General features: G+C 60.0%; 8 protein-coding genes. 1 reads left to right on the top strand and 7 read right to left on the bottom strand.

The features are described 5' to 3' along the window. Positions 1–5: 5 nt before the first annotated feature. Entirely contained in the window at positions 6–2,624 is a 2,619-nt protein-coding gene (locus LOH53_RS09780) for an excinuclease ABC subunit UvrA (RefSeq protein WP_230067557.1), read from the bottom strand. Positions 2,625–2,700: 76 nt separating this feature from the next. Then, on the bottom strand, positions 2,701–3,660 hold the full coding sequence (locus LOH53_RS09775; RefSeq protein ID WP_230067556.1) for a VOC family protein: 960 nt from the start codon (positions 3,658–3,660) through the stop codon (positions 2,701–2,703). 101 nt (positions 3,661–3,761) lie between these two features. On the opposite strand from LOH53_RS09775, the gene LOH53_RS09770 reads away from it, so the two are divergent. Continuing rightward, the gene (locus LOH53_RS09770) at positions 3,762–4,175 is read left to right on the top strand and encodes a VOC family protein (RefSeq protein ID WP_230067555.1); all 414 of its coding nucleotides are present in this window, start codon (positions 3,762–3,764) and stop codon (positions 4,173–4,175) included. A gap of 24 nt (positions 4,176–4,199) precedes the next feature. Here LOH53_RS09770 and LOH53_RS09765 read toward each other — a convergent pair whose 3' ends face one another. The 5 genes from LOH53_RS09765 to glgX all read right to left on the bottom strand — a co-directional run bounded on the left by LOH53_RS09765 (position 4,200) and on the right by glgX (position 13,049). Continuing rightward, positions 4,200–4,748, bottom strand: a complete 549-nt coding sequence (locus LOH53_RS09765) for a dihydrofolate reductase family protein (RefSeq protein WP_230067554.1) — start codon at positions 4,746–4,748, stop codon at positions 4,200–4,202. A gap of 117 nt (positions 4,749–4,865) precedes the next feature. Next, the gene (locus LOH53_RS09760; protein ID WP_230067553.1) at positions 4,866–6,515 is read right to left on the bottom strand and encodes a beta-N-acetylhexosaminidase; all 1,650 of its coding nucleotides are present in this window, start codon (positions 6,513–6,515) and stop codon (positions 4,866–4,868) included. A 49-nt stretch (positions 6,516–6,564) separates the two neighbouring features. Continuing rightward, a complete protein-coding gene (gene treZ / locus LOH53_RS09755) occupies positions 6,565–8,346 on the bottom strand; it encodes a malto-oligosyltrehalose trehalohydrolase (protein WP_230067552.1) in 1,782 nt (593 codons plus the stop codon). Between the two features lie 36 nt (positions 8,347–8,382). Beyond that, positions 8,383–10,815, bottom strand: a complete 2,433-nt coding sequence (gene treY / locus LOH53_RS09750; RefSeq protein WP_230067551.1) for a malto-oligosyltrehalose synthase — start codon at positions 10,813–10,815, stop codon at positions 8,383–8,385. A gap of 2 nt (positions 10,816–10,817) precedes the next feature. Beyond that, positions 10,818–13,049 carry a glycogen debranching protein GlgX gene (glgX, locus tag LOH53_RS09745; RefSeq protein ID WP_230067550.1) on the bottom strand — a complete coding sequence of 744 codons (2,232 nt, stop codon included), beginning with the start codon at positions 13,047–13,049 and terminating at the stop codon, positions 10,818–10,820. Positions 13,050–13,238: the final 189 nt, after the last annotated feature.

Here is a 13,238-nt window from a genome sequence, read left to right as displayed (position 1 = left end):
AGGACTTAGTGAGGCGCTAGAGCTTTCAACAAATACGGTGCAGTGCGGCTCGCGCTATTTGCGGCCACGTCTTCGGGTGTGCCGGCTGCCATGATGCGCCCGCCGTCGGCCCCGCCTGAGGGACCTAGATCAATGACCCAGTCAGCGGCAGCGGCAACATCCATATCGTGTTCGACCACCACCACGGTGTTTCCGGCATCTACCAGACGGTTGAGCTGGTGCATTAACAACCGCACATCGGACGGGTGAAGTCCGGTGGTTGGTTCATCCAAAAGATAGAGGGTGTGGCCGCGGCGGGCTCGTTGGAGCTCGGTGGCCAATTTGATGCGCTGGGCTTCCCCGCCGGATAGTTCGGTTGCGGGTTGACCCAAGCGAAGATAGCCCAGTCCCACCTCACGCAGGGTGGCCAGACTGCGTGCTGCTGCAGGAATGTCCGCAAGGAAGTCTGCCGCTGTTTCCACACTCAGCGTCAAGACTTCGGCGATGTTCTTGCCGTGGTATTCGACCTCAAGGGTTGCGTCGTTGAAGCGTGAACCGTGACAGGCCGGGCAGGGCCCATAGCTACCGGGCAGGAACAAGAGCTCCACCGCTACTGAACCTTCTCCGAGGCAGACTTCACACCGTCCGCCGGCTACGTTAAACGAAAACCGTCCCGCCCCGAATCCGCGTGCCCGGGCTCCCTCTGTTGCCGCAAATTCCCGACGAACGGCGTCAAACATGCCCGTATATGTTGCCAAATTGGATCGCGGTGTCCGCCCGATTGGGCGCTGATCGACTTGAACCAAGCGGTCCAAAAGTTCCAGCCCGTCAATCTGGGCCACAACGGCTCCGCCCGGAGCCTCGGCCGCATCCGGCGTCGGGTCATCCTTGTGCGAAGGATTCAACTCAGCTGTGTGCACGTGTGATCCGGCTGCTTTCGACACCACCTGCAGCAAGCTCGATTTGCCGGAGCCGGAGACCCCGGTGATCGCTGTCAGGATGCCCAGCGGCACGTTCGCGTCAACGTTTTCCAAGTTGTGCAAGCTGACGCCCGTCATCGCCACCCAACCCAGCGCAGCCCGACGTCGTGGTGCCGGGTCAAGTTCAGCACCAGCACCGCCGACATCACCGCCGCTCGCTCCGGTACCGTCAGCCCCAGCACCGCCCGGCTGATGTGAACGCTTGCCGGACGTTAGCGATTCGGAAGGCGAGGCTGTGCCCAGCAAAAACGGACGGGTCACCGACTCCTCTACCTGCGCCAGCCCCGCGACCGGGCCACTGTAGAGTATGCGCCCACCATTTTCGCCCGCTTGCGGTCCCACATCCACTAACCAGTCAGCCTTGCGCACCACGTCCATATTGTGTTCGACCACGAACACGGAATTGCCCGAGGCTTTCAGCTGCTCCAGCACTTCCAACAGTGGTTCGGCGTCCGCGGGGTGCAGTCCGGCGGACGGCTCATCCAGCACATATATAACCCCGAAAAGTCCTGACCGCAGTTGCGTGGCGATCCGCAGCCGCTGCATCTCACCGGGGGATAGGGTGGGCGTGGAGCGACCCAAGCTCAGGTAGCCAAGCCCCAAATCCGTCAGCACATTCACGCGTTGGAGGAGGTCTTTGGAGATCGCTGCGGCGACGGCGTCCCGGCTCCCGTCTTCTCCGCCTCCGGCAACCGCGATGGGCCGCAGCACATCAGCCAAGTCCGTCAGGGACAGCGCGTTCATGGCGGCAATGTTTCGCCCAGCGATGGTCACGGCCAGGGCTTCGGGTTTTAGGCCACTGCCGCCGCAGCTTGGGCAGGGCCCGGAGTGCATAAAGGCCAGCGCGCGTTCGCGCATCGGCGCGCTCTTGGAATCAGCCAGGGTATGCAGAACGTGGCTGCGCGCGCTCCAAAACTTGCCTTTGTAGGGTTTCGCCACGCGGTCCCGCTGGGGCGTTACTTCCACCACAGGCTGTTCCTCAGTAAAGAGAATCCAGTCCTGCTGCTCGGGCGGCAGTTCATTCCAAGGCAGGTCGACGTCGTAGCCAAGATGGGTGAGGATGTCGCGCAGGTTCTTGGCTTGCCAAGCGCCCGGCCATGCGGCGACGGCGCCTTCACGGATGGACAGCTGTGGATCAGGAACCAGCAGATCGGCGCTGACAGCATGGGCAATGCCTAAGCCGTGGCAGACCGGGCACGCCCCGGTCACGGTGTTGGGGGAGAAGGAATCCGAGTACAGGATGCCGGCACCCGCTGGGTAGTCCCCAGCCCGGGAGAAGAGCATGCGTAAGGAGTTCGACAAGGTGGTGAGCGTGCCCACTGAGGATCGGGTGCTGGGTGTTCCGCGTCGCTGCTGCAGGGCGACGGCGGGCGGGAGCCCGGTGATAGCGTCTACGTCCGGCGTGTTGCCCTGTTGGATCAGACGGCGGGCATAAGGTGCCACCGACTCGAAATACCGGCGTTGAGCTTCGGCAAAAATGGTCCCGAAGGCCAAGGAGGACTTCCCACTGCCGGAGATTCCCGTAAAGGCGACGATCGCGTCGCGGGGAACATCGACGTCGACGTCCTTTAAATTGTTTTCTCGGGCTCCTCGGACGCGGACATAACCGTCGGAGGGGTCGTCGAAAGCTGGGAACTGGTGCGTGGCGTCGTCGGAAGGTATCACAGCTAAAACACTAGGCGATTGCTGTTCGCAGTGGAAGTTTCCCTCAAGCCACCGTTTTCGGCGTGGCATCCACTCTTCACAAGTCGGCGATGATGATTTTCTTCATGGAGAGCATCCGCTGGTATGCGCCGGGGTGTTGCATGAGGGAACCCATGTTCTCGGGCACGATCTGCCAACTGACCCCAAATTGGTCCACTAACCAACCGCATTGCTCGGCTTCTGGCACTGTACTGAGGGCATCCCACAATGCATCGATCTGTTCTTGCTCGGTGCAGTCAACCTCCAGCGAGAGTCCCGGCGTGAAGGAAAAATCATGGCCCGCACCGGCATCCATTGCGGAGAACCATTGGCCGGCAAGGGTGAACTCTGCGAAGAGGACGCCCCCGGTTTCTTCCGGTCCGGCAATGAACATCCCGAGTGCTGAGTCCGGCAACAGAGCGGTGTAAAAGTCGATTGCCGCCTGCGCTTGCGGGGCGGGCCCCGTGAACAGGAATTGGGGAATGATCAGGGGTCGGGGCTCACCAGCAGGATCGGTAAGCATCAACTGCCAGTTGACACCAAAGCGGTCCTCAACCCAACCGTAGAGCTTGCTGTGCGGATACTCGCCCAGCGGCATGCGTTCCTCACCGCCATCCAGAAAAGCACCCCACATGCGAGCGATGCGGGCCCGCGCTTCCTCTTCACCGCCGTCGAACAGCAAAGGGTCCATATTCACAATGAAAGACAACGCTGGTGTGGGACGGTACTCGCTTCCGGCATTGATCAGGCGAATCCGGTACCCGCTGACGCTCACATCAACGACGAGGGTCTTACCGGCTAGTTCGCGTTGAAAATCAGGGATATTCTCCGTTGGGTAAGAGGCAACGACCTCCGCGGACGCGTCAGGGAGTATCGCCGCATAGAAGCTGCCAGCATCGTCAGCATTACCTTGACACCACACGTTGGGCACGATTCTTTGCATGGTTTCTCCTCGTCGAATCTTCACAGCATGGCACAGTCCGGAGGGGGCAACAAGACGCTTTAGTGCTTTTATCATTGCCACTAGTACCTTGGCTACGTATGGTCCATAATTTAGCTAAAGCGCGCTCCACCGAACGCCAAATAAATATGGCGTCAACACCGAAAGTGAGCATAACTATGGCCACCCAACTCAGCCCGTACATCAATTTTTGCGGCAATGCGCGCGAAGCCATGGAGTTCTACCACTCGGTATTCGGCGGCGAACTCACCCTGAGCACCTTCGCGGACTTTCACGCGTCCGAAGACCCTGCCGAGGCTGACTTGATCATGCACGGTGCCTTGACGACTGAAGGCGGACTGGCCTTGATGGGCTCCGATAAACCCAAGAGCATGGCTTTCACGCCGGGCAACAATTTTTCGGTCTCGCTCAACGGTGACGACGAAGCCCAATTACGCGGTTACTGGGATCAACTCAGCGACGGCGACGCCGTGTCCATGCCGTTGGAGAAGTCCATGTGGGGAGATACCTTCGGCATGTGCGTTGACAAGTTCGGAGTGGACTGGCTGGTCAACATCGTCGCTGGGAGCTGAGCCGCGGGGCAAATACTGGACGTTTCAGTCAGCGGGGCGGAGCGCGTAATGCATAATCACGTTTCCCGCTGCGGTTGATGTGGCGTTGAGGAGTTGGAGTCGGGTGGCTGGCACGCTCTCATCAAAGAGCCGCCGGCCTTGGTTGGTGACTACCGGGTGTGTGGTCAGGATGAGCTCATCGATGAGGCGCTGCAGGAACAGTGAGCGGACCGTCTCGATTCCGCCACTGACGATGATGCCGCCCTCACCGTGCTCGCGTAGATTCCTCACATAGTGCGCTGGGTCGCCGGTGATCCGAGTACTATTCCACGGCAACTCCTCAGGCAACGTCGCTGAGATGACATGCTTGCGAACCGGGTTGATCCATTCGCCGAACGGATCCGTGGCGTCCGGCCAGTACTGCGACCACTCCTGCCAGAGCTTCCTCCCGATGACGACGTCGGTGACAGGGGTGATCACATCCGTCATCACCGCCGCTTCCTCGGCTCCAAACGAGTCATATTGCCACAGGTTTGGGCTTTCCACGACGCCGTTAAGGGAGTTGAACAGGTGAGCTGTGACCTTGCGACTCATAGTTGTACCAGCCTTTTGAGATGACGTTCGATCTGGGCATGCGCGTGAATAGACCTAGGCTACTTCCCTGGAGTGCTTAGCTGAAGCATTCGCGTTGAAATTCTTAGCTGAGACCATCTAGCTGAGGTCATCATCAGGAGAGCTTTTGATTGAGGCAACGAGTTTGGCAATGAGCGCTGCTCGCTCTTGATGGGTTTCGGGCCGTCCTTTGACGCCCGGGCGTTGCTGCCATGGCAGTGGCCCCTCCGCTTGCCGGTATTCCACGCCGACGGCGTCCAACCTGGCCAAATGCGCCTCCAAACGAGGGGTAAACGCCGCTAGATCTTTTTCGCCCGTGGCCCATAAAACCTCGGCCATGGCGCACAGGCGTGGAAATGCCATGTAGTCCAGCATGCGGGCGGAATCGATGTGCTCCGTCCATAAATTAGCTTGCCCACCCAGAATATGAAGCGCCTGTTCGGGGCTCAGACCATGCGGAACCGGATCAAAGCCATAGACCTCCGCCACGCCCAGCGGAATGGAGACGGGGATGGGCTCGGAGGGCAGCAGCGACTGCCGGTAATCGAAGTAGGCAAGGTCATCTGGGCAGCAGACCACGTCATGGCCTCGCCGGGCCGCGCTGCGGGCTCCGGTCATGCCCCGCCAGGAAGCCACCGTAGCTGTGGGCGCCAGTTCCCCTTCCAGGATTTCATCCCATCCAAAGATGCGCCGTCCATGGGCAGAAATATGCGTCTCCATTTGCGCGATGAACCAGCTCTGGAGATCCTCCACGCGGTTTAGGCCCAGATCTGCCATGCGTTCCAACGATCGAGGATCGTTGCGCCACTGATCCTTGGGGCATTCATCCCCACCAACCCCAATGTACTTACCGGGGAAAATGTCCATGATCTCGTCAAAGACGTTGTTGAAGAATTCCACCGTGGAATCTTCGACGTTGAGCACGTTGTAGTTGATTCCCCACCGTGTATAAACCTCCAAAGTTTGGTCCGTGACGCCTAGCTCGGGGTAGGCCGCAAGGGCTGCTTGGACGTGGCCTGGGGTTTCGATTTCCGGCACCACGTCAATGAAGCGCAACCTTGCGTACGCTACGATCTCGCGAATGTCGCCTTGGGTGTAGTAGCCACCATGGGGCCTGCCATCGGCTCCGGCATTGGCACCAGCGCCAACCTGGGTTTCCCGGCGCCAGGCACCAATCTGAGTCAACTTCGGGTACCGCAATATTTCCACACGCCAGCCCTGGTCATCGCTGAGATGCAGATGCAAAGTGTTGAGCTTATGCATGGCCATGAGATCGATGAAGCGGAAGATTTCACGCTTCGGCAGGAAATGCCGGACAACGTCAAGCATGATCCCGCGCCACCCAAAGCGTGGCTTGTCAGCAATGTGGCACGCCGGCGCGCTCCACTGCACATTGGCAACGGGTGCAGAGCGAAAAATCGCTGCTGGCAGCAATTGAAGAAATGTCTGGCACCCATAAAAGACACCAGCAGCATCACCACCGAGGATTTCAACCGTGTTGGGGGAAATCGACACGCTGTACTCAGACTCACCCAGCCCGGGGTCAAGGAGGAGAGAAATGTTGCCCTGTTCGACGTCGACCGGGACAGGGAATCCGGTGGCCGAACGCAGAGAATTCTGCAAGCTGATCGCCACGGATTCAAGACCGGGGTGGTGGGAAAGAGTGGTTTGGGCGGTCAGCATGAACTCACCGGGCATTTGTTCCTCGTGAACAGGGCGGGGCAGCAACGGTAGAGCAGTGAAAGGCATGCAAGGATCCTTCGTAGCTGGCGAGAGAAGCATGGCTATAGGGAAAAGACTATTTTATGATGGCGGCGCTGTGGCCGGGAAGCGTCAGCAGGGTGCCGGGAGCCCCGGAAAGTAACTGGGCCCCTTCATCCGTAACGAGCAAGAGATCCTTTCCCTGGACAGGCAGGTGAGCTTCATCCGGGGCGAAGTTCAGCGCCACATCAATCCCGCCCCTGTGCAGCACCAGCCAGTGGGCTTGGTCGTCGAAGTCAACCGTGGTGTCGGAAAAAACCGGTTCGCTGAGGGCCGGGGTGAGCCGCCGAAGAGCAATCAGACGCCGGTATAAGTCCAGCAGTCTTCCATGGGAACCTTCGTGAGTTTGTGACCAGTTCAGTTTGGAGCGCAGGAACGTTTGCGGGTCCTGCGGGTCCGGCACCAAATTCGGATCCCAGCCCATGCGTTCAAATTCCTTGATGCGTCCCTCGGCGGTTGCTTTAGCCAGTTCCGGTTCGGGGTGGGAGGTGAAAAACTGCCACGGCGTGGTGGCCCCGTACTCTTCGCCCATGAACAGCATGGGGGTGAACGGTGAAGCTAAAGTGGCAACGGCTGCGACGGCAAGCTGGCCGTAGCTAAGCGTCTGGGAAAGCCTGTCACCGGCCGCGCGGTTTCCAATTTGGTCGTGATTCTGGCAGCAGACCACCAGCGCCGAGGGATGCGCCAGGCCAGCCTTGATATCCCTGCCATGGTGGCGGCCACGGAAACTGGAATAGCTGCCGTTATGGAAAAAGCCCTTCTGAAGAACCTTTGCCAACGCTCCAACAGAGGCGAAATCGGCATAGTATCCGGCCGTCTCACCACTGACGTTGACATGGACGGCATGGTGGAAGTCGTCGCTCCATTGGGCGCGTAAGCCAAGGCCGTTCGCGGACCGCGGATACAGCAACCTCGGATCGTTAAGGTCGGATTCGGCGATCATGGACACGGGGCGCCCGGACTCCACAGAGATGGCGTCGGCAAGGACTGCCAACTCCTCGAGGATGTGGACGGCGCGCTGGTCCTTGAGCGCATGCACTGCATCAAGCCTTAAACCGTCCACATGGTAGTCCCGCAACCACAGGGCAGCATTGTCCAAGATGTAGTCACGGACGGTATCGGATCCCGGCCCGTCAAGATTGATCGAGTCCCCCCAACTGTTTCCGCCGTCGGACTTCAAATAGGGGCCAAAGCGCGGCAGGTAATTCCCGCTGGGACCCAAATGGTTGTACACCACGTCTTGAATGACGCCAAGGCCCGCGACATGGGCGGCGTCAACGAATCTCTGGTAGGCAGCCGGACCGCCATAGCCCTCATGGACCGTGTACCAAAGGACGCCGTCATAGCCCCAATTGTGCGTTCCATTGAAACCATTGACGGGTAGCAACTCAACAAAGTCAATGCCCAGCTCCGCCAAGTAATCCAGCTTTCCCACGGCCGCGTCCAGGGTTCCTTCATCGGTGAAAGTGCCCACATGCAGCTCATAAATCACTGCCCCGGAGAGCTCACGTCCCTGCCATGACCCGTCAGCCCAGATGTGGGTGGTCGGGTCAAAGGTGGTGGAGAGAGCGTGGACGCCGTGCGGTTGACGGCGCGAGCGAGGGTCCGGCAAAGCCGTGGCGTCCTCATCCAAACGGTATCCGTACTCCACCTCCCCGTCAGCAGGAGCGCTTGCCGCCGTCCACCAGCCTCCGTGCCCGGGCGCTTTCGCCGGACGCGGGGACATGGCAAATTCATGCTCGCCCACCAGCAATGTCACTGTTGTCGCGTTGGGGGCCCAAACATCAAAGCGTTCACTGCCCTGTGCCGGCAAGGTCATCACTGTTCTCCTGTTCGTCGGGGCTAAGCGTCGGTGCTATGCGTCTGGACTGGGCGTCGGCGCATGGGAACTGCTCTGGGCACTGCTCTGGGCGGGGGAGGCCGGCACCAGGAGCGCCACAGGGTAGCTACGCAGGATCTCTCCGACACGTGCATTCCCGCGTGGGAAGTGACGGCCCGTCAGCTCATCGCTCATGTCTACGGCAAGCTCGAGTGTGGTGGTCTTCCAGCCGCCCTTGCGTTCCAGTCCATGCGGCAGCCGGGTGGCCAGCGTCAGTGCACCGTCGGAGCGGGAATCGTTGCTGGAGTTGATGCTGGAATCGGAATCGGAGTTGGTGCTCATGTCGGCCCGGCTGAAGGCGAGTAAATGCTCGGCCGCCGCACCCTCGGCGTACATGGGAGTGTATCCGTGGAAGAGCTCCGGGCGGTCCCGCCGCAGCCGCAGCGCACGCGAGGTCACCAACAGTTTCGTTTCCTCCAGTAGGTACGCCGCCGGTAGCTCGCCTGCGTCCAAGCGTTTCAGTTGCGCTTGGCGTTTCGTGAAATCGACAGGGCGGCGGTTGTCGGGATCCGTTAGAGAGCGATCCCAGAACTCGGTGCCCTGGTAAACGTCCGGCACGCCCGGCATTGTCAGCTGTACCAATTTCGCTGACAGGGAGTTGGCGGCACCCAAGGGATCCAGCAGTTCCACCAGTTCCTGGAGGTTGCTGTGCACCTGGGGGTTGTCGAAGGCGGAATCAACCACCCGTGCAAGCTGCTTCTCATAATTTTCATTGGGATCTGCCCAACTGGTCCACGTGCCAGCCTCCCTGGCCGCCTTTTGGGCGAAGGAATGCAATCGCTCACGCTCCGCGGGCCAAACGCCGGCAATGCCCTGCCAGAGCAAGTTGGCCAAGGGGCCGTCGGGCAACCGGGTGAGTTCCTGTGCGCCCTCAAGGAAGTCCCCCCACACCTGGGGTAATTCGGCAAGGGCACTGATCCGGGCCCGCGTGTCCTCGCTGCGTTTAGTGTCATGGGTGCTCAGGGTGGTCATGGACAGCGGAAACTCCTGCAGCCGGGTCAGCATGCGCTCATGAAATTGGGCAGACGTAATAGAAAACTCTGTGGGATCAGCGCCCACCTCAGTTAGCGTTCCCAGCCGCGTGTGCCGGAAAAACGCGGTGTCCTCCACACCCTTGGCCATGACCATGCCGGAAGTTTGTTGGAAGCGGCGGCCCAGCTCGGCGTGGTCGCCCGGTCCGGCGTCGAGCAGCAAAGGCAAAAGCATCTCCACGGTTTCTGCCAACTCCGGACGACGCTGACTCGCCAGCGCACACGCTGCGCGCAGGATCTCCGCGCCCACCGGCAGGTAGGTGCGGTACACGGGAAACGCAGTGGTGATCTCAGACAGGGCATCGGCCACATGCTCAACGCCGTGTGCCGCGCTCGCAGGCACCAGACGGGCCATGCGCAGCATCTCCGCATGCAGGATGCCGTCGGTGATCCGGCGTTTGGTCCTGTGCATCATCTGCTCATAGTCCGGGGACCTCCCACCCCGCCAGAAGGCATCGATGGAGTCGAGTCCGGGCTCGCCGGCGTCGTCAATAAAAACCCGGTCGACATCCGCCAATGCGTCATAGCCCGTGGTTCCTTCGCAGTCGAACCCGGGAGGAAGGGACTCCCCGGGTTCCAGGATCTTCTCCACCAGCACATATTTTCCGCCAATGGCGTGGCGCAGCTGGTGCAGGTAGCCTTCCGGATCGGCCAGGCCGTCGGGATGGTCGATCCGCAAGCCGTCAACCAAGCCCTCCCGGAACCAGCGCAAAATTTCGGTATGTGTCTGGTCGAAGACGGCGGGTTTCTCCACCCGAACCCCGGCGAGGGTACTGACAGCGAAAAACCTGCGGTAGTTCAAATCTGTATCAGCCCGGCGCCAATCGATGAGTTCGTAGTTTTGGCGTGCATGGACTTCTGCGGCAGTGTCCCCGGGCGAAAAGGTGCCGGTGGCCAGCGGAAAGCGGTGCTCAAAGTAGCAAAGTTCCCCTGCCTTGATCTCCAGGTCCTCTGCACTGAAGTCATCCGCTAGTAACGGGATACGTACGCGGCCACGGCCAGCGGCCCAGTCGATGTCGAAGGCGTTGGCCCAGGACGAATCCCGGCCTTCCTTCAGCACCGACCACCACCAGTGGTTCTGGAACGGTGTGGCCACGCCCATGTGGTTGGGTACCACGTCCACCAGTACGCCAAGGCCAGCGCAGTGGGCGGCATGGGCAAGTGCCAGCAATCCGTCAGGCCCACCCCTTTCGACGTCCACGCTGCCGGGGTCGGTGACGTCGTACCCGTGGGTTGAGCCCTTTTCAGAGGTCAGGATGGGGGAAAGATAGACCCAATCTGCGCCCAGCGCCTTCAGGTACGGCACTGTCTTGGCAGCATCGAACAAGGTGAATTCCGGGGTGAGCTGCAGCCGGTAGGTGGACGCTGGCGTCTTCATCCTTATTCTCCGTCCGCTGCGGTTTCGGCAGTGGTTTCTGCTTCGCTTTCAGATTCAGATTCGGCTTCAGATCCGGCTGCGGCTGCGGCTGCCAAGGATGCCTCCGCGGAGTGGCCCACGATTTCCTTTGGACCCGCGTAGGCGCGCAGAACCATGGTGGACTTTGCCTCCAGTACAATCATGGTTTCGGCCTGGACAGGGTCCGCTGTGCCGCTGCTGGCAGTGTCAACGAGGATTTCCCAGAACGGGGAGTGTTCCTTGGAGGGGAGCTGGAAGTCCACTGGGCCGTCGTCGGCGTTGAAAATCAGCAGGAAGTTCTTGTCGGTGATGCGGCGTCCACGCCTGTCCTTCTCCCGGATGCCGTCCCCGTTGTAGAAGACACCAATGCACCGGCCGAATCCGTTGTCCCAGTCGGCGGGCAGCATGCAGGCACCATCGGGCCGGAACCAGATGATGTCTGGAAGGTCGTCGCCGTCCCCACGTGTGACCGGCCGGCCCTCCAAGAAGCGGCTGCGCTGAAAGATGGGGTGTTCGCTGCGGATTTTGCTCACCATGGCGGTGAATTCCACCAAGGGCTGGTCCACGGAATCCCAGTGCATCCAGCTGAGCGAAGAATCCTGGCAGTAGGTGTTGTTGTTGCCTTGCTGGGAGCGGCCCAGTTCGTCACCGTGGAGGATCATGGGGACGCCTTGGGAGAGCAAGAGCGTGGCGATGATGTTGCGCTGTTGGCGGGCCCTCAGCGTCAGCACCGCCTCGTCGTCGGTGGGCCCCTCCGCACCACAGTTCCACGAGCGGTTGTGGGATTCGCCGTCGTTATTGTCCTCACCGTTGGCGTCGTTGTGTTTCTCGTTGTAGGAAACCAGATCACGCAGGGTGAAGCCGTCATGGGCGGTGACGAAGTTGATGGAGGCAACTGGCCGTCGCCCGGATTTCTCATAGAGGTCCGCTGAACCTGTCAGCCGCGAGGCGAACTCGCCAAGGGTGGAGGGCTCACCACGCCAGAAATCACGAACAGTGTCACGGTATTTGCCGTTCCATTCCGTCCATTGAGGTGGAAAATTTCCCACTTGGTAGCCGCCTGGCCCCACATCCCACGGTTCGGCAATGAGTTTGACTTGAGAGATGACAGGATCTTGCTGGATGAGTTCGAAGAACGTGGAAAGTTTGTCAACTTCATAAAACTCGCGGGCCAGGGTGGAGGCCAGATCGAAGCGGAAACCGTCCACATGCATTTCCGTCACCCAGTAACGCAGCGAATCCATGATCAGCTGAAGCGAGTTGGGGTGGCGAACGTTCAACGAATTTCCCGTGCCGGTGTAGTCCATGTAGTACTGCAGGTCATCCTCGACTAGGCGATAATAGGCTGCGTTGTCGATGCCTTTAAACGACAGGGTGGGGCCGAGGTGATTGCCTTCGGCGGTGTGGTTATAGACCACATCCAGGATGACCTCGATGCCTGCGCGGTGGAGGTCCCGGACCATCGCCTTGAATTCCTGTACCTGGCTTCCCTGCTCACCCGTGGAACTGTAAGTGTTCTGGGGTGCGAAGTAGCCGATGCTGTTGTAGCCCCAATAGTTGCTCAGCCCCTTCTCCACGAGGGTCCCGTCATTGACGAACTGGTGAACGGGCATCAGCTCAACGGCAGTGACGCCGAGTTTCTTGAAATGCTCAAGCATCACCGGGTGGGAGACCCCGGAGTAGGTTCCGCGCTGATCTTCCGGGATTTTCTCGTGCAGCTGGGTCAATCCCTTGACGTGGGCTTCGTAAATGATGGACTCATGGTACGGAATGCGCAAATGCCGGTCGCCGTCCCAGTCGAAGAAAGGATTGATGACCACGCTGTACATCGTGTGCGGCGCGGAATCTTCCTCTTGCCGGGTCTGCGGATCCTCAAACTGGTAAGAAAACAGTGCTGGATCCCAGTCGATCTGTCCGTGAATGGATTTGGCATAAGGGTCCAAAAGAAGCTTGTTCTCGTCGAAGCGCAGCCCGTTCGTAGGCTCGTACGGGCCATGCACCCGGTAACCGTACTGCTGGCCGGGCTGAACCTCTGGAAGATAGCAGTGCCAAACGTGTCCGTCGACTTCTTCCACGTCGATCCGGGTCTCCGTCTTGTCGTCGGAGAGCAGACACAGCACAACTTTCTCTGCATGCTCACTGAACAGTGAGAAGTTGGTGCCGGTTCCATCAAACGTGGCACCCAACGGATAGGCGTTTCCGGGCCAAACTTCCATGTGTCCTCCAAGGGAGTGTTCGTCGATGCATCATGGTGCTCTCGATTGCAGGATACGCAGCAAACGGCAGCGGCACCAATACACGGCGTGAGGGTCATGAATCATCGCGGCGCCGGGCACTGCACGTGACCAAGTCTGTTGGCACCTACCGGGGGAGTGACTAGCGTCCGAAGAGTTTCGCGAAAAAGC

This window comes from Arthrobacter cryoconiti, assembly GCF_020905375.1.
Lineage (GTDB): Bacteria > Actinomycetota > Actinomycetes > Actinomycetales > Micrococcaceae > Specibacter > Specibacter cryoconiti.
This window is presented reverse-complemented; position numbering and strand designations above follow the sequence as displayed.